At 59.2% G+C, this 23,578-nt stretch carries 13 protein-coding genes and 3 pseudogenes; 10 read left to right on the forward strand and 6 right to left on the reverse strand.

From position 1 onward, the window contains the following. The first annotated feature begins 517 nt into the window (after positions 1 to 517). Positions 518 to 2,731 (forward strand): hypothetical protein, encoded by a 2,214-nt coding sequence (locus N2604_RS06350; protein ID WP_260374200.1) that lies wholly within the window; start codon positions 518 to 520, stop codon positions 2,729 to 2,731. A gap of 774 nt (positions 2,732 to 3,505) precedes the next feature. Here N2604_RS06350 and tnpC read toward each other — a convergent pair. Continuing rightward, a pseudogene (gene tnpC, locus N2604_RS06355) lies at positions 3,506 to 4,543 on the reverse strand (IS66 family transposase); the annotation flags it as partial. A gap of 510 nt (positions 4,544 to 5,053) precedes the next feature. On the opposite strand from tnpC, the gene ltrA reads away from it, so the two are divergent. After that, the gene (gene ltrA, locus N2604_RS06360) at positions 5,054 to 6,358 is read left to right on the forward strand and encodes a group II intron reverse transcriptase/maturase (protein ID WP_158672155.1); all 1,305 of its coding nucleotides are present in this window, start codon (positions 5,054 to 5,056) and stop codon (positions 6,356 to 6,358) included. A 137-nt stretch (positions 6,359 to 6,495) separates the two neighbouring features. Here the strand turns inward: ltrA and N2604_RS06365 are convergent. From N2604_RS06365 to N2604_RS06380, 4 genes and pseudogenes are all read right to left on the reverse strand, one after another. After that, positions 6,496 to 7,119, reverse strand: a pseudogene (locus N2604_RS06365) (IS66 family transposase zinc-finger binding domain-containing protein); the annotation flags it as partial. A 45-nt stretch (positions 7,120 to 7,164) separates the two neighbouring features. Beyond that, positions 7,165 to 7,510: pseudogene (gene tnpB, locus N2604_RS06370) on the reverse strand (IS66 family insertion sequence element accessory protein TnpB). Next, on the reverse strand, positions 7,507 to 7,908 hold the full coding sequence (gene tnpA, locus N2604_RS06375) for an IS66-like element accessory protein TnpA (protein ID WP_074448291.1): 402 nt from the start codon (positions 7,906 to 7,908) through the stop codon (positions 7,507 to 7,509). Before tnpA ends, tnpB begins: the two are co-directional and overlap by 4 nt. A gap of 1,102 nt (positions 7,909 to 9,010) precedes the next feature. Further along, positions 9,011 to 10,357 (reverse strand): MFS transporter, encoded by a 1,347-nt coding sequence (locus N2604_RS06380; protein ID WP_199752452.1) that lies wholly within the window; start codon positions 10,355 to 10,357, stop codon positions 9,011 to 9,013. A gap of 1,735 nt (positions 10,358 to 12,092) precedes the next feature. Here N2604_RS06380 and N2604_RS06385 point away from each other — a divergent pair. Both N2604_RS06385 and N2604_RS06390 read left to right on the forward strand, forming a co-directional pair. Then, positions 12,093 to 12,680, forward strand: a complete 588-nt coding sequence (locus N2604_RS06385; protein WP_260374201.1) for a hypothetical protein — start codon at positions 12,093 to 12,095, stop codon at positions 12,678 to 12,680. Between the two features lie 831 nt (positions 12,681 to 13,511). Then, a complete protein-coding gene (locus N2604_RS06390; RefSeq protein WP_225114776.1) occupies positions 13,512 to 13,820 on the forward strand; it encodes a hypothetical protein in 309 nt (102 codons plus the stop codon). 293 nt (positions 13,821 to 14,113) lie between these two features. On the opposite strand, the gene N2604_RS06395 is transcribed toward N2604_RS06390, so the two are convergent. Beyond that, entirely contained in the window at positions 14,114 to 15,748 is a 1,635-nt protein-coding gene (locus N2604_RS06395; RefSeq protein WP_260374202.1) for an outer membrane beta-barrel protein, read from the reverse strand. Positions 15,749 to 16,510: 762 nt separating this feature from the next. Here N2604_RS06395 and N2604_RS06400 point away from each other — a divergent pair. The 6 genes from N2604_RS06400 (at position 16,511) to N2604_RS06425 (ending at position 23,462) form a co-directional block, all read left to right on the forward strand. Continuing rightward, positions 16,511 to 17,272, forward strand: coding sequence for a hypothetical protein (locus N2604_RS06400; protein WP_245333867.1), 762 nt, complete (start codon positions 16,511 to 16,513; stop codon positions 17,270 to 17,272). Positions 17,273 to 17,411: 139 nt separating this feature from the next. After that, positions 17,412 to 18,245 carry a prolyl oligopeptidase family serine peptidase gene (locus tag N2604_RS06405; RefSeq protein ID WP_349546282.1) on the forward strand — a complete coding sequence of 278 codons (834 nt, stop codon included), beginning with the start codon at positions 17,412 to 17,414 and terminating at the stop codon, positions 18,243 to 18,245. Positions 18,246 to 19,531: 1,286 nt separating this feature from the next. Continuing rightward, a complete protein-coding gene (locus tag N2604_RS39540; protein ID WP_409241680.1) occupies positions 19,532 to 19,633 on the forward strand; it encodes a zincin-like metallopeptidase domain-containing protein in 102 nt (33 codons plus the stop codon). 1,190 nt (positions 19,634 to 20,823) lie between these two features. Further along, positions 20,824 to 21,108, forward strand: coding sequence for a type II toxin-antitoxin system Y4mF family antitoxin (locus tag N2604_RS06415; protein WP_036030851.1), 285 nt, complete (start codon positions 20,824 to 20,826; stop codon positions 21,106 to 21,108). Next, on the forward strand, positions 21,108 to 22,388 hold the full coding sequence (locus N2604_RS06420) for a type II toxin-antitoxin system HipA family toxin (protein WP_245333439.1): 1,281 nt from the start codon (positions 21,108 to 21,110) through the stop codon (positions 22,386 to 22,388). The genes N2604_RS06415 and N2604_RS06420 overlap by 1 nt, the downstream gene beginning before the upstream one ends. 879 nt (positions 22,389 to 23,267) lie before the next feature. Continuing rightward, positions 23,268 to 23,462, forward strand: a complete 195-nt coding sequence (locus tag N2604_RS06425) for a hypothetical protein (protein ID WP_124163810.1) — start codon at positions 23,268 to 23,270, stop codon at positions 23,460 to 23,462. The last annotated feature ends 116 nt before the right edge of the window (positions 23,463 to 23,578 follow it).

Here is a 23,578-nt window from a genome sequence, read left to right on the forward strand (position 1 = left end):
GAGTTGCGCAACCTCGATTCTGCTCAGTTCCGACGGGCAAAATGTCGTTGCTGATGGCCTCCGACGTCTCGGCACACCCGTCGATGGCTGGTGACTTGGTAAACTCTTCGGTCGAAGTCTGTTTAGTGGATAGCGGGACGCGTGCGTTGCGAGCGAAGGTCTGCCGATCGACATACGCTGGCCAGTTCTGCTTGGCCAAAAATCGCCGTTCAGGAGGCGAGCGCGTTCCTGGCTGCTCTCTAGCGTTTGACTTGGCCCAGCTCGCGTGCATAGAGCCAAGGCGTTCGGGTAGGGACTATTCCGTGGGTAGGGCAGGTCGGACGCCGGTCACGTCTCAGCTGATCACACCGGCACTGATGCGGCTAGTTCAGCAACACGACCAAGCTGCGATTGAAGTGGAACTCAAGGCGAGGTCTTATTTCTTGTGCATCCAGATGAATGGCTCTTGGTCAGCTAGTCGTCAGCTAGGCGGCCTATCCAGACAGGCTGCGCACTCTCGACTATTCGGAGATGAAGTATGAAAGGTATTGGCCGAGCTGATTCATCACAGGGTGAGGCGGCGGGAGCCGACAGCGCCGGGGAATTGAGCCGTTCGAGCCTGGAGCCTGGTCTCTTCCCTGGGGAACGCGGTCAATCCTTCGATGCCGTCCTGGAGCGGATGCGCTCCGGGCCTCAAGACAGAACTGCGGCTTCAGATATGGCGGCGCCAACGCGCAACGAGATCAAGGCCGCAAAGCGAAATTTGGACAGCCTGCTTGAGAAGTTTGAAACTTGCCGTCGAGCGGCCATGCAACGCTGCAACTCGGAAAAGGCGCAAGAGCTGATCGATCGAGTGGTCGAAGCAGGCTCAACAGTTCTGGAGTATTACGCGAATCTGCCTTCCAATTTGGCGCGTCGTATCCTGCCCGACGATCAGGCTCGCCGGCTCCGCGACAACACGCTGGATGCGGGCAACCAATGTAACGAAGTAGCCACCGAGATTCTGTACCCACTTGAGAACAGGAGAAAGAAAGCAAAAGCCCTGCTCGACGAGGTCAAAGACACCGCTCCGCCCGACCAGCTGAGCCGCGTCGTTGCGGGCGTCGCGAACCAGTATGCTGCCTGCATGGACTGGTGGGGAAAGAAGGCGTTGCGCTTCGAGCGGATGCAGTCAGTCTGTGCGGCTACTGCCCACTTGCCAAGCAGCACGCCCGAGATGCGCAAGACCGAAGAGGGCCAACTCAGGCTCAATACGGGCTGGGCGCTCAATACCAGGTGCATGTATCTGCAATCGCGCATCGCTCTCGCCCAGCTCTTGATTGAGTCGCGAGCGAGCACGTTAGCACCGGACGTGCGAGCCGCCCTCATGGACGAGAGGGGGCAGGTGCGTCTGCTCGGGACCTTTGTTGAAGATGTTTTTCCGGCATTTATTTCGACGGGCGAGGCCGTTCGCGGAGGAGCGGTGCTCGACGCCGAGCACCGCGCCGTTCTGGAAGGAGTGATGGAACGGCTTTCGGAATTTGCATCCCAACTGAGGGGCATGCTTGAGCCCCTGAGGGAGGCTGGAACGGAAGCTGACCTTCCTTTGCAGTTGCTTGGCGAGATCGTGGACGGAGCGTGGGTGACGGCGAACGACGTCATGCGGCTGCTGGCATTGCAGCCAAAGACGGAAGTGACGATTGAACCGCCGGCTTGGGCTGCGCTTCCTGAAAACACTGCCCTGGTGGGTGAAGGCACTCCAGCGCGCAGAAAGGGCAAAGCAAAGCGCGGAGCAGCCGCGGGCGAGGGGAGTTCGACGGCCAGCCCGCCCGCGCCGCAACTGGGAAGGTCCGATGCCGCCGCGGCCGCGACGGGCAAGGTCATCGTGCTCTCGGATCTCGGTACAAAGAAACTCGCCACGCCGGAGGAGGCAGCTGCGTCATCCTCTGCGACCGATCACCTCCAGATGTGGCAGGCTCCGCCCTCCAGGAAGGCACTGCCGGGATTACTTGAGCGATTGGACGAGCTGCTGCAGTTCGATCTGCGGGCTCAGCAAAGCGCCGTCTCGCAAGCGCGCCAGATGAAGCCCGACGACGCCGAACATGTCCTGAATCGCGTGATCAAGCGCTTGCAGACGCAGTCCTCCGAGATTGAGGCCTGTGTAGCCGCGCTGGAGGAGCCTCGCCGACGGGGCCTGCTCACCGCTGCGCAGGTGCCCGAAGTGCACGAAAAGATAGTCCGGCTTCAAAGGATGGGGTCCGAGGTTCAGGGGCAGGCAAAGTCATTGAGCGCGCGAAAGGCAGCAATCACGAGCGATTGCATGAAGACCTATGCGTTTCCATCGCAGAAATACCTTGTACAGTTACGGGCAGCGGGGGAACTGGCGTCAGTGGATCCACCTCGCGCCTTGAAGGGAGAGCCAGGGACGCTGTTTGAAATCAAGCTACAGCCCATGGCGCTGAGCAATGGCGCGACGCCAAGGCCGATGTGGGTACACATCCACACCAAGCGGCCGGTACATGCCTGGCAATTGGCAACGCTGGGCGATCGCGAATTCGCCGCTTGCCACGTCAAGTCTGACGAACAGCGCGGCTACAGTCAGCACTGGCAGAACGCTCGAGCCGCCGAGGGGCACGAGAACGTCGTGATCCACCGAGGCAAGCTCACTCCCGCATTCTGTAGGTCCTTGTTGAGCACCGCCGCTGGCCAGCCATGGCAGCCCCTTCCCGACCCGGAGCACGCTTCAGCTCAGATGGCTCGACTGGGGATCTAGTGAGCTGGTTTTCTTGCGCCGGTGAGCCGTTCGGCGTCAGAGTTCATGCCTTTCGGACCGGCTCGGCGGATTGCCTGAGCTGCGCCGAGCCTCGTCGAACTCCAGCTTACACAAGGATGGAGCCGGGGAGAGAACACTTCTTACGGGAGGGGTATCGGCTGGCGATCCGGAGGATTGTCGGTCGTCGTACAAGCAAGCTGCCATTCCCTGCCCTGGCGAACATCGGCGCTCGGGCGAGAAGCTGGGCCGCTGACTATTGCAGGCGGGAGATATACCAGATGCTGGCGGCGATACGCCCGGTGTCACAGTGCTTTCACCTGCCTGCCCGCGGCGAACTGGCGCGCAAACTCTTCGGGCGAGCTTCAACGGATCGCGGATGGTCCGGATGTACGGGAGCTGAGCGTCCCGGCCGCTTTGACGAATCAAACCGGGCGGTGCACAACAACGCCGCCTGTTTGCTACTCTAGCATCAGGCTACGACGGCCCCAGCATCACGCCTCCTTGGCCTCCAAAAGATGCTGGGGCTTGTCGTTCTTCGTTGAGCGTCTCAATCCGAGTAAGTCGGAGCTTCTTCGTTTCAACTGCAATGGCGCCGGGCGCCGCGGAGACGATTTCAATACACCGTCGTATGGTCAGTCATTTCCCTGCTTTTTTCAGTCGCCGCCACGAGCGAGCAACGGTGGCATCGCCGGAAGAGCGTACGCATACCACGAGGACCGCCTGATTGACGCATGCGCGCGGGTACAGTTAGTTCTATGATCGGCGGGGTGAAGGTCAGGCGGCTTGCTGATCGGTGGGATTGGCTTGGCGCAGGAGCTTCCATTCCCAGGGCAGCAGTTCGTGCAGCCGCGACGTAGGAAGATCGGCGATCCGGGCGAGGACGTCGGCGAGCCAGGCCTTGGGATCGACGTCGTTGAGGCGACAGGTCGTGATCATCGTCAGCATGATGGCGGCCCGATCGGCACCGCGCTGGCTGCCAGCGAAGGTCCAGTTGCGCCGCCCCAAGGCGATGCCTCTCAACGCGCGTTCAGCGCAATTGTTGGTCAAGCAGACCCTGCCGTCGTCGAGGAAGCGGGCGAAGTCGTCCCAGCGCCTGAGCATGTAGTTCATGGGCTTCAGGACCTCGGAGGAGCTCGACAGGGTCTCCCGCTCGCGGAGCAGCCAGTCGTGCATGTCGTCGAGAAGCGGCTTGCTCTGTTCCTGGCGCACGGCGCGCCGGCCGTCGGCACTGCGGCCGTTGATGGCGCGCTCGATCTCGAACAGGGCGTCAAGACGCCTGACCGCTTCCAGCGCGATCGGGGAGACCGGTTTGCCTTTCTGTCCGTCCCGGGCGGCTTTCTCGATGTCAGCCAGTTCGAAGAAGCCCCGCCGCGCATGGGCCAGGCAAAATGCCGGCGTGATCGGCATCGCTTTCCTTTTTGGGTCGAACAACGGCTCGAAGCCGCTATAGCAATCCGCCTGCAGGATACCGCCGAAGACGGCCAGATGCTTCTGGGGATGTTCGCCCCTTCGGTCGCCCGAGGCGTAATAGACCGCCGCCGGCGGCGCAGGTCCGGCGAAGGGCCGATCATCCCGCACATACGTCCAGATCCGGCCGGTCGTGCACTTGCCCTTCGCCAGGATGCGGATGGTGGTGTCGTCGCCATGAAGGCGCTCGGCCGCAAGCACATGACGCTCGATCAGCTGGAACAGCGGCGTGACGGCGAAGGTCCCGTGACCGACCTGGTCGGCCAGCGTCGATAACGGCAGATCGATCCTCTCGGCCTTAAAGCGCACGCTCTGGCGGTTGAGCGGGATATGCATGCCGAACTGTGCGTCCAGCGAAGGCTGGCATGTTCAGCAGGAGTTAGTCCTGCCGGGGAAAAAGTTAGACCCCCGTAGTGTGGATAGCAAAGGAGATAGAAATAGAACCTTTGAAGCCTATCGACAAAGACTCCCTTGGGGAGATCGCGAGTCACCGGGCCGTATCTGAAAGAAAACGCGTTGTGGCCTCGAAAATGCTGAACACCGAAAGCCGAGCCCGCAGTTTTGGGGCGAAGGCAGCATGACCCGGCGAATGCTAACTGACACGACGGGTCATTTCGGCGGGGTGAAAGCGACAGCACGGTGACAAGGACATGCTAAGCAACTGGAGAAGCCTTCCTCACCCCGGGGAGAAATCGCCGGAAGAAGGTAGGTCGTATAACCGGTGACCCCGGGAAGTCGACCGAAGGTGTGAAGGTGGCGGCCGGGTCCGTAGTAGCGATGAAGCGGGGTAACGCCCGTGGAGCGAAGGGGCCCTGCCATTTGTGATGTCTCCAACGTAAGGAAGGCAAGGACGAGATGACAAAGGCGTCCATCGATTTGCAGGACCTGAGGCGGAGACTATACGTCAAGGCGAAGGCTGAACCGTCCTGGCGTTTCTGGGGTCTATACGTCCACGTGTGCAAGATGGAGACTCTGCGCGCAGCGTATGAGATGGCGAAAGAAAACGACGGCGCTCCGGGAATAGACGGAGTGACGTTCGAAGCCATCGAAGCGCGAGGCGTGGAGACGCTACTCGAGCAATTACGAGACGAACTGATCGGGCGCACCTATAAGCCACTTCCATCAAGGAAGCGGGAAATACCGAAGGACGGGGGCTCTAAGGTCCGCGTTCTCTCGATCCCGGCTATCCGCGACAGAGTGGTTCAGGGCGCGCTCAAGCTCATACTCGAACCTGTATTCGAGGCGGATTTCCAACCGGGATCGTTTGGATATCGGCCCAAGCGTACAGCTCATGAAGCGATCAAGCGAGTTGCTCAGGCAGTAGCCGAGCGGAAGACGCGGATTCTTGACTTTGATTTGCGCGCTTATTTCGACAGCATCCGACATGATCGGATGCTAGAGAAGGTGGCTCTGCGAATTGACGACAAGGAAATCATGCACCTTCTGCGGCTTATGCTGAAAGCTTCCGGCAAGAAGGGCGTTCCGCAAGGCGGTGTAATCTCCCCCTTGCTCAGTAATCTCTACCTCAACGAGGTAGACAAGATGCTGGAGCGAGCGCGTGAGGTGACACGCCGCGGCAAGTACACCAATATCGAATATGCACGATTTGCTGACGATATGGTGGTCTTGATCGATGCCCATAAGCGACATGACTGGCTGCTCGGTGCCGTGGAAAAGCGATTGCGTGAAGAGTTCGCCAAACTGCAGGTTGAAGTTAATGATGAGAAGAGTCGCACGGTCAATCTGGAACGAGGCGAGAGCTTCGGATTTCTGGGATTCGACTTCCGCTATCTCCGCAGTCTGCGCGGAGTGATGCGGCCGTACTACATGCCCAAGCTCAAAAAGCGGACGGCGTTACTGCGGGGGCTCAAGGAAGTGTTTCGCAGCTTTCGGTCGCAACCGATTAGTCGGGTGATAAGCTTGATCAATCCGAAGCTCCGAGGATGGGTAAACTACTTCCGAATAGGCGATTCCAGCAAATGCTTCGCCTACGTCAGGAACTGGGTAGAGAAGAAGGTCAGACGTCATCTGGCGAAGGCACGGAAACAAAGAGGCTTCGGCTGGAAGCAGTGGAGTAATTCGTGGCTGTACGACACCTTGAAGCTGTTCAACGGCTACAGGGCGAGTGCCGGCGAGGTGAAAGCTGCTGCAGCAAGATAGGTCCAATAAGCCTTGTCATGAAGCAAATGGGAGCGCGTAGTGCGGGAAATCCGCATGCTGCGTGCGATGTGGCGGGGGCTGGAAACGTGCACAACTGGGAAAACTGGTTGAGCGGCGCGCCAGCCCTCGACCCTACTGTCGAACAGAATCGTCGCCAGCAATTGTGGGCCGATGAAGCCGCGCGGCGTCGCATGGAACGGTGCCGGCGGCTGGCTGATCTTCTCGCAATCGCGGCAGGTGAACTTCTCGCGTACCGTCTCGATGACCTTAAAGCGACGCGGAATCTCCTCCAGCGTCTTGGTCACATCCTCGCCGACCTTCGCCAACCGCGATCCACCGCAGCAGGCGCAGGTCCTTGGAGCCTCGATGACGACGCGCTCACGTTCGATGTCGTCCGGCCACGGCTTGCGCACCGGCCGCTTGCGCGTGAAGGCGCTCACGCTCTGGGTTTTTGCCGCGGCAGCCTGCGCAGCCAGCTCATTCTCGGTCGCCGTGGTGGCGAGTTCTTCGAGCTCCAATTCCAACTGCTCAAGTAGCCGCGCCGTGCGCTCGGAGCGCTGCCCGTGCAGTTCGCGTTTGAGCTTCTCGATCCGTAGCTCAAGATGAGCGATCAGCACTTCGCTGTCCGACAGCTCCGCCCGCGCGTTGGCGGCATCCGCGACCGCCACATCGCGTTCAGCCTGCAACGCCTCGCGCTCGGCCAGCAGCGCAAGGTAGGCGCTCGCGAGATCCGACGGAAGATCGCTCGGCTTCAATGTCATGAAGCCATTGAATCAGATCGAGCATCAGATTCAAACCCAAAACGATTATCCGACCCGCGTCGGACGCTGGGTTTCTTGCGGATTGCGCCAATCGATCCCGGACAGCAGGTAGCTCAACTGCGCCAGCGAGATCGTTACCGCTTCACCGGCAACCGATGGCCAGATAAACTTTTTTCTCTCGAGTTTTTTTGAACAAGCAGGCTCCCTGACCATCGTGCCAGATCACCTTCACAAGATCGCTGCGGCGACCGCGGAAGACAAACAAATGACCGCTGAGCGGTTCTTTGTGCAGCACCTCCTGCACTTGGAGGGCCAGCGATGGAAAGCCTCTGCGCATATCCGTGTAGCCTGTAGCCAGCCACACTCGCACATTCCCTGGTACAGAAATCATCGGCGTCCAAGCACATCGAGGACCCGCGCCAACGCCTCCGGATCGACGTGCGCATCCACCCGGATGCACCGTCGGTTGCCGAGATCGATCTCTATCAATCCAGTACGCGCGGCTGCCGCCGAGCGAACTCGGCCATCAACCGTAGGCAAAAGCTTCGGAGTTTCTTCAGCCGAGGCCGCTACGGCGGCGATCTGCACCGGCGTAAAAGATGGTGCAACTTGTTCCGATGTCCGTGCTTGTCGACGCCAGGTAAACACCAGACTGGCCGCTACTCCGTTGCGCCGCGCAACCTCAGTTACCTTCGCGCCCGGTGCCAGCGTCTCCTCGACAATCCGTGCCTTGTCGTCCTGCGACCAACGCCGCCGCCGCTCGAGCCCGCCCAAAACTTCGACCCGCATCGCCTGATGACCTTAAAGCTAGACCTAAGGTCACACGCTTCGCGAATTACCACCCGTCACGCAAGACGGTCCTCGTCGGAGCGGTACGGAAGAGCATGCTCCGCCGCAAGATCAGCTTGGTGGACTGTTCATTGAGTCATGGCGCGAGCTCACGACAGCAATCCGTATGACTAGTTTGATCGATCTTTTACAGCTCGATTCCGTGCGGCCCTAAGCACCCGGTGCATCACTTCGCTTTTGATCTCGCAGGCGATCTCGTTGACGTTGAGGTCCGAGCGACCGCTGGGCCTCGGCATCGCCCGTCAGACCCGCTTCGGCCCCGTTGGTTCAGCCGAATTTGAAACTCCTCGCCCATCGCATCGATGAGCCGATCGTCCATTGCTGCGTACTTATCCATTCGGTCGATAGATCTGATCAAGAAAATCAATTTTACCGCTTGCAGCGTCGTCAGATAGACCGTCGAGAGCGGCTGGGGCTAACCTAGGGAAGCGATGTCTCGAATGAAAAAGTCTGTGTTAGTGACCGCGAGCGCCCTCGCGCTTGCAACGGCGGTGGTGCCTCCTTTTGCTGCAAACGTTGCCGCGCAGCCGGTTGCGGCGAGTGCGCCGGTAGCCGATACATCATATCCTGAGTGCGTGGATGACCCGTTGAATGGCATCTGCGATCTGTTTTTTTGCTTGACGGATCCCTCGTGCGTCCGGCACTGACAACGGGAAACATATCAAGCAGAGAATGAGGGTCGACCCTCGTGCGGCCGCTGCTCCGACAGCGGCCGCGTCCTTATGCCGTATGGTTGCGCTGGCAGATAGTATAAGCCGGGCCTATTTGTTCTCTAAAGGCTATGATCAGAGTGACGGCTCACTTACAGCCCGTCGGTGACGCCCGCTGATCGTGCAACTGCCGCATCGGCGAAGATCGGGTAAACGGAAACAAGTCATTTCAGACGGCGCCACTGCGCTCCGACAGGAGCTCCTGCTCGATGTAAAGCTGCTCCAATTTTTCAGGATAGATTGCTTTTACGTGCTGGCCCCATAGCCGTCCTCCGGCTCGATGTTTCGCATTTCGGGCATCATAGATGTCATCCTCACCTGTTCGGGTATGACTAAAGCAGCGGTCGTGGCGTTACGGCCGTTCGTCTATGGTCGGGCACATAATTGAGTGGCGCCGTCTCCGGCATCATAAGCATGGCACAAAGCGCGGCCGCGCCCGCGAAAAGCATGTACCAGGCGGGCACGAGTGCACTCCCGGTAAGATGGATGAGCCAGGTGACGATCGGTTGAGCTGTGCCTCCAAAAATCGCTATCGCAAAAGCGTAGATCGTCGCGAACGCGCGACCACGAATGTACTTGGGCAAACCTTCGGCCATGCTCACGTAGAAGGCGCTATACGGAATCGTTCCGATCAGGGTGAGCACGCCGAGACCTCCTAGAAGTGCGAAGGCACTGCGGCTCTCTGCAATCCACAAGAATACCGGATAGGTCATCAGCAATGCAGTGACCTGCGGCCATATCATGATAGGCCGACGGCCTACGCGGTCGGCGAGCAGGCCGCCCAACAGTGCTGCAGAAATTCCGACCGTGTTGCTGATGAGCGTAGTAGCAAAGGCGAGAGGCGTGGAAACGCGGAGGGTGTTCAACGCGTAGGTCGTCATGTATCCCGTAACATAAGTCGTGATCGTGCAGCTGGCCAAGATGACAAATCCCAAGCTCATGATGCGGCGATCGGTAGGCCGTCGCCCCTCAGGCTGGGTGACAGGAACCGGCGCCTCGGGGCGGTGCAGCGTTTCGGGCAGGACGCTCCGCAACCAAAATCCAAACGGCAACGTGGCCGCGCCGAGCAACAGCGCGACCCGCCATCCGTACGCATTGAGCGCTTCGCTTGTCATGGTGAGCGAGAGTATTTCTCCAACCAACGCTCCGGCCGTCGCAGCTACCTGTTGGCTCGCGGGCTGAAAGGAGACCGCAAGACCGCGGGCTTTGGTGGGGGCCGCTTCCATCAAGTAGGCTGTCGTTGGACCGACTTCACCTCCGAGAGCAAAGCCCTGCAGCAAGCGTGCGAAAATGGCTAGCAACGGAGCGGCAAGTCCTATTGTCTCGTACGATGGCGTGATAGCCAATAACAGGACCGCGGCGCTCATCATGGCAAAGCTGGCAATCATCGCCGGTCGGCGGCCGGCCCGATCCGAATACGAGCCGAGCACGATGGCTCCGATCGGCCTGGTCACAAAGCCTGCGCCGAAGGTTCCGAGTGACAGCATGAGGCTGACAAACTGGTCAGTTGCCGGGAAGAACGCCTGACCGATCTGTATTGCGAAAAAGCTATAGGTCCCGAAGTCGTAGAATTCGATGATGTTGCCGATGGTTGCGCCCAACACCGCGCGGCGTGTCAAGCGTTCGTCTGCCGGACCGAGGACCGGCTCCAGCCTCTCTGGAGTAAATTGCCTCGCCATCCTCGACCTGATCTGGAGCGCGATCCATGGCCCGAACATTTCGACCAGACAGGTCGCGCAAAGTTGCATTCCACTTGCCCGAGTTCGTCCTCACGGCCATCGCCTGTTCACATGTAGGCTAAAGCGTGTCACGACGAACCTCACGGTAATCTCTGCAATAAAAATGCCCGCCTTTCGCGGCCCATTTTACCCTTGATCTGATGACTGGCCTTGCCGGCAAGACAAATATGAGAACCTGCTATAGTTGTCGGGCACCCAGACATTGCGCTGCTTTGGCGAGTTTGAGACAAATTGGCGGGTGCCGAACACGATCGGCGATGTCTCGCGCCCTTTCAGCCTCGGCCAGGTTGCGTCCGCTCCGTGAGGCGTCAGCGGGCCACGCCTTTCGTCGCCAAGCCGATTGTCGCCGCTCAGCGCGCCTGCGGCGGTCTCTCGCGCGCCGGGCAAGATCCACCACTCATCGGTGCTCCACCTTTGTGTCGCGGCCGGGTCCCGTCTAGCGGGCGAACCGGCTGCTCACGGGTCGCTCGCGTCTGGCGACCGCCAAGGCCCAGGTCGTCCGTCATAAGGTGCGTTCGGCGCTGCCCGCCCGCGCATGTTGGCTATCTCCTGCGCGAGGGCCTCACCCGGGACTGGGAGAAGGCCCGGCTATTTGGCCCAACGGCGACGAGGCCGATCTCAAGTCGTTCGGTGAGCGCTGCCAAAGGTTCAGGGGCGTACATCTTGGTCAACCACTTAGAGAGCTGTTAAGGCAAACCAGCGACGCATACCCAGGAGTTACCGTTCGTGCGCCCGCAACGGGCGAGCACGAATGTGCCCTACGGTTCTTCGCCAACGGACGCTTGGAGGAAGCGGACATTTCAGCGGCGACCTCGCCACCGCGCGCACGAAATTACGACGATTTTCCTTATTCAGGACACCAGTGAATTCTCTTTCCAACGCCCTGAGACGAGTGCCATCTGCATGACGCAGAGCGTCCATAGCAGCCGGGACAAAGTTGGCGGTTCCTATTGCCTCACCTGAGGATGTAACGTTCCGCTTGCCCGATGTAGCTCCGGCTGTCAGTCCGAGGTTGTATCATGGCGCGCAGGGTTCGAGGCACTGGGGACTTCGCGGAGTACCCACTACACGCAGCGGCAGTCCCCGGATCACCGGCACCGAGCACCCTTAGCCGTGCGCGGGAGGATCGTCTCAGCTGCTTTTGCGTCTCAGCGATTTCGTTCTCTCAGGTAAACACTTCGCTCCGCGGTTGCCGGACTCTCACGTAGGTCTCGCTTTCGTCTGTTCTCGCGCTGGCGCGGCTATCGCGGTCATTCTGGTTAGCGGCCCCGAGCATAGGCTCGAAGCGTCCGCCAGAACGACGGGTCGCGGGCAGAGGTCGAAATGCACATGTTCGGTGCAAGACTGGGTCTGGCCGCGGTCCGCATCACCTGGACCTCCTAACCAGCTTTACGCCCAGGTGAACGCAATGCACGACGCAGACCCACGCGCCGACTGCGAGGCCAGGCGGAATGAGACTTGGCTCGGAGATGATCGCATCAGACGTGGCAGATGCGGCTGCGGGTTTGTCTCCTTCTTCGACCTTTGTCAGCTTCTCGAAAGCCAGCCTCTTTAACATTCGACCTTGGCCACTCGATGACGAAGCCAGCCATCTCTGAATTCGTGACGAACTCAGCTCATTCCCTGGGGGAGATCTTCAAGAAGCCGTTGTTCTCACAACAGAAAGGAGAGCTTTATGGATCCGAACCCGATCGACAATGCCCGTTCCCCGGAATCGCCAACAGCGCACGTCTGGACACAGGAAGATCATGATTTGTTCAGTCAGATCATGAATGAAGCTGGCCCATCATCACCTGCCGCACCTGAGGAAGCGGTAGATGTCACATTCGCCGCTCCACAGAGATTTTTACACGGTTCGCAAATCGCCCCTGACGCGATGGTTGAGAGGCTGTTCCACCACGGTCTCTTGCCGGACTCGGACCAGCCGACGATGACCTATGAAATCCAAGGTCACCGCTACACGGCCGGTTTGGATGAGTCCAATCGCGTTCGTTTTGTTCATAACCCTGCGGAGGACCAAGTGGTTGGGGTCGGCCGGGCGGGGGTACCGGACTTCGGAGCCTTCTTCGCGGAGAAATGGCGCTACGGAATGCCGCTAGCACAGCAATGGGCCACACCTGCTCTAATGGAGAAGCTGCGCCACGACGGTTTTATGCCGACCGCAGATAACTCCACCACGATCCTACTTAACGGACGGGCCTACAAAGCCGAATTAGCCGAAGGAGGGTTCGTTAGGCTTACACGGGAGACAACCCCGCTGTGAACCGATCGCGCGTGGCTGGAGGCCTGCGATCACTTCGGTTGTCCTTAGCTGGAGAGACATTCGCCCAATAGTGGATTATTCGCGCAGCCAGTGGGTACGCATCCTCGGGCCCACTGGCAGCCCACGAGATGAACGGTCATCCTGGACGTTTCGTCCGCGTGGCGCCGGCCTGTCAGTCCCCCCTGCCATATTGCCTGGGAATTGCCTCATCTGAGGATGTTAGTTTCGCTTGATCGATGTAGCTCTGGCTATCGGCCAGTCCGGGATTGCACCATGCCGCGCAGGATCGGAAGTTTCTGGAGACGCGCGGAATGCCCATTACACGCGGCCAGCGCCGAAGCTTTAGCCGTGCGGGATGATCGTCTCGGCTGCTTTGCCTCTGAGCAATCCCAACAAGCTCTGCTATGGTGTGGTGCAGGCCGAACTGTTCGGGGCGTTGCTTCGCGAGGCGACCGAGAATTGCATGCGCGGTCAGACGGAGCTCGGCCGCAAGCCAGCGCTCGATGTCGGCTGGGTCCGCGCAAGTTGGGTAGCGAAACCGCTGACCTGGAGGGGTTACTCGGAAACAGCGAAGGCCCTGCCTAGATAGCCTCGGCGGACGCGCGAGGTATTCTCAAGGAGCTGGCAGCAAAGGTCGCGTAGCCGCAACCACTGCCGCAAGTGGCTTCGCGCAGCGGTGGGGATCGCGTAAGCGTATTTGTCGGTCGGGAGTCCGGTCAATTGGCACTACCAGATCTGGGCGTTTTGCAAGCAGTATCGCCGTAGGATCACGGCAATGAGCGCATGCACATAGGTGTGCGCAATCTGCTTCGAAACGCGGAAAAGAACGCCATGGCGAACATCAATCTCAATTCCAAATCTCTTGCAGGTGCACGCGCCGGACAGCGGGCCATCACCGCCCTAAAAGTCATTGTATGGAGAGCGCTGGCCCCGAGACGCCGAGGTTTCCAGATGACACGCGGAATGAAGCCGATGGCGCGGATGGTCGCAGCAACAAGGCGCGCGCTCGCCATGTACGATCTCGACCGGTGCTGCGCAATCTGGTGGCTCTATAGTCTCCATTTCGGATTCACCGGCGACGTGATGTTGGGGCTCGCTGCGGTCTCGGTTGCCCACGAGAGATCCCGCTGCGGAATTTAGAAATCGTGCATCGAGCGCATCCCAGCCCGGTCGCAATGGCGCGCACAATCGGCTTTGAAGCGAGTTCGTCCGGACCAAGAAATCGAGCTGTTATTAGTGGACGAGCTTTGGTTCGGGGGCAGAGTTGCGCCCGCCTCATCAAAGGCGGGTGATATGCAATCGTAGCAACCCGGCGAACAGCGTGATCGCGACATGCCAATCCTCGGCGGCAATTGCGCGCCGAGGACTGGTCATCAGCAAACTTCAGAACGGCATCTAAGAATCTGAAGTCGGGAGCCTCGTTAGTGAGGTCCTTAATTGAGCTTATAAGAGGCCTGAAAGCACGTACCCCACCGTTCCATGCTGTACTTCGCAAGAATGCGCGGGTCACCGACGCAGCCGCTGCTGCTGCACAAAGAGTCGCTGTCCTTTTTGGTCCACATGGCCCAATAGCGGCCACCGACCCCGACGCTGATGTTCTGGGTGAGGAAGTAGGACAACACGCCCGCAATCTGGACTCCGCCACCACCATTGCCGCGTTGTTCGTCAAAGGTGGTCTTGGGACGCAAGAGATGATAGTCGCGGCCTTTGAAATCGGTCCAGGGCAGGTAAGCGACATCAGCATTGAGGCGCCAGCGCTCGGTCAGCATAGTTTCGGCGCTCAGGCCGATTCGAGGCGCATTCCATTGAGTATCCTCCACACCGACGATCCTAGTGTCGCCCGGCTTCAGACATGCTTCATCCTGAGGCGCGACCCGAACGCAACCAATGGTATCTGAGCTCTGGCTGTAATAGGCCCAGCCTATAAATGCACCGACCTTGTAGTTCGCGCTGCGCAGGAAATCGTAACCGGCGTCCGCCGTGTAATATGCGAACCTTCCGTTTGACTGACCTGAAAGAGTATTTTGGTACGGGTATCCTTCCTGCTGGACCAGCCAATCTTCGTCGTTCATCTTCCCCTTGTTGAAGCTTCCGATCCCAAGGTTGCCCTTCAGGAACACTCCCCAGGGACTGTCGACCCGGCCGAATACCTCCCCCGAAAGCCCGTTCAGTCCGTGATAAGTGAGCCGCGATACGAGTATGCTGGGGTCTAGGGCATCGTTATTATTAAGTGCGCTGTGATCCCATTGGAATCGTCCCCGGCTCAGCCAGAGCCGCGAGCCGCCTTCGAACGACCAACCAGGCGCGTCGGGAATGGATGGTACGCTGCCCGCTGATTTCGCATACGGCGCATCGGACCTTGGTGCGGCCTCTGGGTCCACACCAAAGTGGTAGTTCAGACCAACTCTTCCGATGTGATAGTTGCTGGATAGGCTGGTTGTGTTCGCCGGCAGAATCGCAGGCGGAGATAACTGCACTGTCGAAGCGGTGGCGACACTTGGTCCGCCGAAATGCAGATAGTCATACTCGACATTCACCGACCATGCCGGCGTAAGGGCTCGCTCGAGACCGAGCGCGATCACGCCGCCAACTCGGCCATAATCGAAATGGGTTTTCTCCTGTGGCTGGTTCTCCGGTTCCACGTTGTTGACGACGTCGCCCCGATTGTTTTGCCAGGCTACGCCTGCCTTGAGATAGGCAAGCGTTTGCCCGAGCGGACCGAAGGCGTAGCCGATGCGGCCGGTCCCGGTCGCAAAGAGGTTGGGACCTGCGTTGCAGTTTGCGCTTACAATCAAGTGGGAGGCGGCTAGGCAGGTGTTTGAGCCGTTGGCGGCAGCTGCGCTGGCATCCAGTTCGAGGCCGAACACCCAACTGTTGTTCTGCCAATTGTAGCCGATCTGGCCACCTGCGACGAACGATGGAATATCGACGCTGCCGCCATAGATCGACGGGCCAAAGGGATTGCTAAAGGAGGTTCGGCCGTACCCGCCGCCGGCGTGACCGCCAATGTAGCCTCCAGACCAGTTCCACACCGCCGGTGGCAGTACTTGTCGCTCGAGGTTCGCCATAGCTCTACCCGATGTGACGAGCGCCATCGTCGTAGCACCCAAAAAGAGAACTCTTGATCGCATAATGATTGCCTGCACTTTCCCGAGACGCGGTCCCGCTCGCTAAGTATCGCCGCACGGCAAATCGTCGCAGCGGCCAGACACGTAATGACGCGCCGGGCCGCTCCGAAGATCATCGCACCACGATTGGTGATGATGTCCTGAACGAAGCAAGCCGCGTGCCGGACTAATTCGTATATTTTGCAGGAGTTTCCTAAGAGTGTGTCGCGTCAACTCTCTACGTTGGTTTGAAGGCGGACAATTGAGCGTCGGTAGCACTGCATTGCGCGGCGAGGGTGGAAGGCGCGCGCATGTGCGACTTTCATGTTTTTTCGATTGCAATGTGCGCGGACCCGTTCCGCTCTGACTGAACAGCGTCATTCAAAGTGCAGTGTTCTTTTCCAGCACGAGCTGCCGTGACGGCCAGCGGCCGGTCGTTGCAAGTTTAGTTCGTGTTAGTTTTGGGAGCGTGAGTGCGCGAGAAAGCGAGCTCGTGTCCGGACCACTTTAGCGCGCCCGTTGTCTTGCGGCTTTCGTCGGCTTCGCGGCGTCCTCGAATGCTTTAGGGTGACCGGCGCGATATCCCTTCGCACAAGGTTTGCGAGGTCCACATGCTCAAGGCAATTCATGCCCAGCAGAGTTGTGAATGGCCGAACGGAAGGCGCAAGCGATCGTCGAAGATTTACGGACTGCGACGATGAGCAAGGTGGCCGCCGCGCAAACATGCCGCCCTTACTAAGAACCGACTGTCCCAGCCAAAGCCCCCGATGGGAGACCATCCTCGACGTGGATGCTCTCGCTGACACGGACAAGAAGAACTGGGTTCTTAAAAGGGTGGGCTGCCTCCCGCCCGAGGAGCGCCTATGCTTGCTCAACCTGTCCGAGGGCGGAAAGGACGCTGTGTTCGTCCGGGAGTTCGACGCAGTCGCCAAAACCTTCGTCACGAACGGCTTCGCACTCCCCGAGGGAAAACAGCAGGTCACTTGGGTAAATAGCGACACGGTCCTGATTACACGAGATTGGGGCGAAGGGACCATGACGCAAGCCGGTTACCCTTTCGTTGTGAAGGAGCTCAAGCGCGCTCAGTCGCTCGCGGAAGCGCGCGAGGTCTTCCGTGGTGAGCCGACCGATGTCGAGGCCAAACCATTCGTGCTGCGCGACAGTGAAGGCACGATCCATGCGACCGGCGCCGTCCGCAGGATCGGTTTCTTCGAGCATGAGTATGTTCTCTTTGGGTCCAAGCCGATTAATCTCAATCTGCCAAAGAAGGCGACCATTGGGGGCATCGCGAGTGGTCGCCTGCTGATGACGCTAAACGGAGACTGGATGCCGCCGTCCGGAGATACCCCTTCTCAGCCGGCTCGATCATCTCGTATGACCTGGCCGAATGGAGGCAGGATCCGCTGCGCGCCATGCCCACCCTCGTTTTCAAGCCTGGACCTCGACAAGCGATCAGCGGATTCACCGCCACAAGAAACTTGTTAATCCTAACGATTCTCGACAATGTTCAGAGTAGGGCGTTCGTCTACAAGTACAATCAGGCGCCTGGCAGGCCAGGCCGATCCCGCTTCCAGAGAATGCGAGTGTCGGGCTAGCTGCGGCATCGCATGAAACGGACGAGGCGATGTTCACCGTCTCCAGCTTTCTTAGCCCGACGATGCTCTGGTACTTCGACGCCGCAACCGAACGCCTTGAGACCCTGAAGACGACCCCTCCTAGGTTCGACGCCTCGAGACTTGTCGTCGAACAGTTCGAGGCAATCTCGCGCGATGGGACCCGCATTCCTTACTTTCTGGTACGACCCAAGAGCGCAAGATTTGACGGATCAACTCCAACGCTTCTCTCTGGCTATGGTGGGTTTCAGATTCCACTCATCCCCTATTACGCGGGTCCTACCGGACGACTCTGGCTCGAGCAGGGGAACGCGTATGTCGTCGCGAACCTGCGCGGCGGCGGTGAGTTCGGGCCCCAATGGCACCAGACTGCTCAAGGAGCAACGAAGCAGCGGACATGGGATGATTTTATCGCCGTCGCGGAGGACTTGATCCGGCGCAAAATCACTTCTCCCCGCCGGCTGGGCGTGGTCGGCGGTAGCCAAGGAGGCCTCCTGGTAGGCACCGCAATCACCCAACGACCCGACCTCTTCAATGCGGCCATCTTACAGGTGCAGCTGTTCGATATGGTTCGGTTCACCAAGCTGGGCGCCGTAGCCTCCTGGATCAGCGAGTATGGCGATCCCAGCACTCCCGAACAGCGCAAGTGGCTCGACGCCTACTCGCCCTATCAGAGGTTGGTGCCAGGCAAGACCTACCCGGGCCCCTTCATTCTCACGTCCACCAAGGACGACCGCGTGCATCCAGCGCATGGCCGCAAGGCAGCGGCGAGGCTCGCTGCGTTGGGCCAACCGTACTTCTACTATGAGAATACCGACGGGGGCATAGCGCCGCCGCCAACCTAATTGAACAGGCACGCCAGATCGCTTTGGAATATACGTATGCATCCCGGCGGCTTGTCGATGAGTGATGTCGAGGACGAAGATCTACTTCAATGATGAGGCTTGGCGGACGACGTTATCGGCAGCGGCGTCAGACCCGTCTTTGCTCATTCTCGGCGGGACGATCTCCCTGGGGGATGAATCCGGGCGATCAGCTACGCCCTCAGTCTCGCGTATCAGTCCGGGTAGGTCACTCAAGGCCGATTTCTCCTTGATACCCACCAGGCATTTCGTGTGAACAGCCCTCAGGGCAAAGCCGCTGCGTCAGCCTCTCGATCCCGTGGCTAACTTCGTTGGCAGTGCGGATGCGGATAGGGATAGCGCCTTTCTCATCAAGTCCCCTCGATAGGCGCCGGCGCATCCGCGCTGCGTTCCATCTATTGCTGACCGGCCTATATTGCTCAGTCGTGCGATGCTGTATTTCTCTCGCACCCTAGAGCCTACAATTTAAGTGCACAATCATCATCTGGCTCGCTTATCGTCGATCCGCAGTCGGTTGGAGGCTTACTGGAATTCCACCAATGCACTCCGACAATCGATCGATACGCGGAGTGCGACGAACATGGCAGTACAATATGCACGGCAGAGGGATGGGGGCGCAAAGCACCGAATTCGCAATTTGACGTCACAGAGACCTGCCCCCAACGGGGCGGAGTATCTAGATGGTGTGGTCCGCAACCGACAATGTCTCACTGATCAGCAGCCTGAACCGTCCGGGTGTCCTGACGTCGTGATGGCTGACAGCACGAAAGCATGTCTGAGTGGTTGCAGAAGTTTCCGTGGCGGATTGAGCGGGTGTTGATAGCCCACACACTATTGACCGACTGCGCAAAGGCCTGTCAGGTTGCGGTAAGCTATCACAGATACAGAGCCCTTGGGGTTAACGGGATGTGACAGGGACAGCGTTATCGCTCCAGATCGATCAGCGCCGAGTCACTTTTCCGCTAGTCTCAACGGCAGTGCGGATGTGGTAGGGACTAGTTGGCCTGGTTTCAGCCCCCGAGCCGGTTAGCACCGAGCCGCGCCCGCACTGTTTTACATCTTGCCCCGGGACCAATCCCGCTAGCTATCTCCGACAAGCTTCGCAGGTACTCTGGCGAAGGTCGGTACACCACCCGAAAAGGTGAGGGCCACGTACTTCCATTCCTGCCGCAGCGCGCGCAAGAGTGGCCTTGTATACTGCATGCCGCCACGAGAGCCGCCTGAACCGCGAGTTCGGCCGCTAGCGCTTCGGCGTTGAAGGCTATGCCATGGGAGAGTTGGTCGCGGAGCTTGGCGCGGGCTTCCTGTCTGCCGATCTCGGCCTAACACCGGAGGTGAGGGAGGATCACGCCTCCTATATCGGCTCTTGAATCAAGGTGCTGAAGAACGGACGCGCGATCTTCACGATCTCGTCCAATGCCCAACGGACGGCGGACTTCCTTCATAGGATTCAGGCCAAAAAATTCCGTCGCGACCTGAGCCGCGGCGGCAATCATCGATCTGGACCTCGTCATTTTAGCTCCAAATAGCTTAGGTCTCCAATGGACTCTGGACGAAGTTGTTGACTGGGCGTCCTCCGACTTACAGCGGGGCGGATTTTTCGCACCGGTTTCAGATAGATAAATCGCTGCGGCTGCAAGCATTTTGATTGAGGATGCATGGGTTTGAAGCCGAGGCCCGGTCTCAATCGCGGCGACCGTATCGACCCTGTGAGGTCAACGGCCCTGCTCACTCCTTGCATACCACGATGTCCGTAGATGCTGCGCGAGCGCTCGTCCCCCCCCCCGACCATGGGTTGCGAGTCCGGCTTGTGTGCGAAAGGCTCGAGGCCGAGCCTGATAACCAAGTCCTTTCCAGCCGACATAGACCGCAAGACGTGCAGCAACCACGAACTGCCGGGCGGCAACACAAGCCAGACCGTGAAAGCAATTAGTAAGCCGCCATTGAGGGCGAGAAATACGGCTCGTTCACTCATGAGGATCAGCGGACAAAACTTGCGATCCGAGTAACGCTGCTCGTCGATGACCCAGATCCTTCAAAATAGCCGGGGTCAGATTAAGGGCCGTCCGCAATGGTCGAAATCCATGCGTTTGGAAATGCTGCGCAATGATTGATAGTCCGCGTGTCGTATGCCGAAAGGCAGCCGGCGCCTTGCATCCCACGAGCAATTTGGGATCCGAGGCGCGCCTTGGCATGGGTGCAGCCACGCATCGAGCGGCGAGGGGGCAGCATGGCTCGCAACGTCGAGCGGCGAGAAGGAAATGCTCATGCGGATTGATCCCACGCACATGAGCGCGCGCGGCTCATGGCACGTGAGGAGGCGCCACTGGGTGTCACATCCGAGCAAGGCGACACCGAACAGGCGAGGAACTTGCCGCAGCGGAGCGGGGATTGCTGAGCCGGTACCAGGGTCTACTTTATGTCTCTGAAAACGTTAGTACTTCCGTTGACCGAGAATGTCGACCTGACATTTCGGAATGTCGGCGAGCGGCTACATTTATAATTGTCAGCGAGCGGCGACTTATGCTAATGTAAGCTAGCACTAACATTTGGGATTGGAATGCTTATCCGTACACCTGGCGACCTCGGCGCCGTCATTCGCGACAGACGCAAACGCCTCAAGCTAGACCAGGCGACACTGGCCAAGCGGATCGGCGTCAGCCGTCAATGGGTGATTGAGGTCGAGCATGGTCATCCCCGCGCAGAGCTGGCTCTTGTCCTTCGTGCTCTCGACGTTCTCGGCATCCCGGTGGACGTCAACAGTGGAGGGCCCACCAGCCGCGGGTCTACCTCCGCAGTTGATATCAACGCCATCGTCACCAAAGCCAAGGAAGGCAAGACATAATGGCCGAGCTCATTGCACTCTTGGATGGCACCGAAGTCGGTCGCGTCCGCAGTGAGGCGCGCGGCCGGCTGACCTTCGTCTATGACAATGCATGGCGCAACGCGGAGCGGGCCTATCCCCTGTCGCTTTCGATGCCGCTTGCCGCCGAGGAGCACGGTCCAGCCACCGTTCAGTCCTTCTTGTGGGGGCTGCTGCCTGACAACGAGCAGGTGCTCGAGCGCTGGGCCAAGAAATTTCAGGTATCGGCGCGCAACGTGTTTGCCCTCATCTCTAACGTCGGTGAGGATTGCGCCGGGGCTATCCAGTTCGTCACGCCTGATCGATTGGGGGCTCTGAAAACAGGCAAAGATGACAAGATCGAATGGCTGGATAAGTCGGAAATAGCAAATCGGCTTCGAGTCTTGCGCGAGGATCACGCTGCCTGGCGTCTGCCCAGCGACACGGGTCAATTCAGTCTTGCAGGCGCCCAGCCGAAAACCGCGCTTGTCCTCAAAGACAACAAATGGGGCATTCCGTCCGGGCGCATACCAACCACCCACATTTTGAAACCACCGACGGGCCATTTCGATGGTCACGCCGAGAATGAGCATATCTGCCTGCAGCTCGCACGCGAACTCGGGCTGCCAGCCGCTGAAACCAAGGTGATGCGCTTCGAACAGGAAATAGCGATCGTGGTTGAACGCTACGATCGGCAGGTCAGCGGGAACGACATTATCCGCGTTCATCAGGAAGATATCTGTCAGGCCATGGGCATCCCGCCGACCAAGAAATACCAGAACGAGGGCGGACCAACGCCTGCCGATGTGGTCGAGCTCTTGCGGACCTACTCGACAGACCGCGAGGCTGACCTTGAGACGTTCGTCAGCGCTTTGGTCTTCAACTGGCTCATTGGGGGCTCTGATGCTCACGCCAAGAACTATTCATTGCTTCTGGCCAGCGGCGCTCTCGTGCGTCTCGCTCCCCTTTACGACATCGCCAGCATTCTTCCTTACGACCACGTCGATCAGCGCAAGATCAAACTCGCCATGAAAGTCGGGGGTGAATACAAGCTCGATCAAATTGGCTTGCGTCAGTGGCAAAAATTTGCACGCGAGACGCGTGTTGATGCGGACGTACTCATCGCTACGCTGAACTCCATGGCCGGGCAGATCCCTGACCTGGTGGCGGACATTCGCACGCGAGCGCAAAAGGACGGATTGGAGAACGCTGTCATCGAGCGATTGGCAACGGCTTTGAGTACGCGAGCCAAGGATTGCGAACACGTTCTGAAGGGGATCTAGGATACGGATCATCCATCAATTGAAGGGAGTCGAACGCAAAGCTGCCGGTCTAGATTCATGATCTCGCGTTGAGTATTGCCGATGGGGGCTGGAGCGCTTGGGTAATTCGCTAGGGGGGACGCGTGTGGTATGTTTCAGCAGAGTTTTCCCATCTGACGCGGGGTCGCAGGTCCAGCTACCAGCGCCGACACTTCTGAAGAGAGCGAGCTTACGCGGACACACGAAATCGCTGTCCTCTTGCGCGACGATGCTGACTTGCGCCAGCGCACTCTGCCAGAGTCGCTAAGACATCTACGCTGAATCATTTGTTGATCCCGCCCTCGGCGTCCTCCGGCTGCTGCGATCTTTACGTCGCTCAGCAGGCGATCGCTCGTCACCGCGCTCACCTTCAAAACCGACCGACCGCTCATCGGCAGAAAGCTTCAATCTGCCGTGCCGTTCAAGTGCCGGGCGCAAGAACGGCTCGCGACGAGCCGCTTACTGCAGAGCCGGTCAGAGGCGTCCCATACCACGATCAGTGCAGCGCGAATGGAAACCCCATAGGTCCGGCTCGGCCGCCGCGGCAGGGCCGATCCGATGCTCGTCCACTGACAGTGGTCGGATCGCGTGCTTACGATGTCATACCGTGACGGCGCAAAGCTCGTCCAGGAGTCGTCCCTTCTCACGCCGACCGCCCGGCCGATGACGCACGGCCAGGGCTGATGTGATCTCGCGCTTTTCGCGCATGCTGATCGTCCCTGCCGTAGCCGCTACGGAACTGATTCGGCAGCTCCGCCCAAGGCACGACTGGGAAGTTGTCCGGTAACATTTTTAGTGAGGCAATGCGCCCCTCGGCGACACGAGGATTACCGTCTCCTTGGGTAGCCGATGAGAGAGCGAATGAACGAGGAACGAATCGCGGAAGGCTCGTCGTGGAGTTGCGAGACCGATCTGGATCAACTGTGGCTTGGCACCCATGCGTGCACCTGCGGCCCGGTATGGTCGTTTTGCAACCAGAGCAATGACGAGTCGTCGGCTCACATGCCGCCGGAAGGGTTCATCGGCGGCGAGGACGGCGGGTCCTTAAACCCATGAAACCCGCGACGATTGAGAGCCGCGGGGCAGTTTCGCTTTGCAGATGTGGCGATGCATTGCTTCACGAGCGACGGCCTCGTCAGCTTCTGGAAAGCCTATCCATAATAGGATCAGCT

The sequence above is a fragment of the Bradyrhizobium sp. CB1015 genome (assembly GCF_025200925.1).
GTDB lineage: Bacteria > Pseudomonadota > Alphaproteobacteria > Rhizobiales > Xanthobacteraceae > Bradyrhizobium.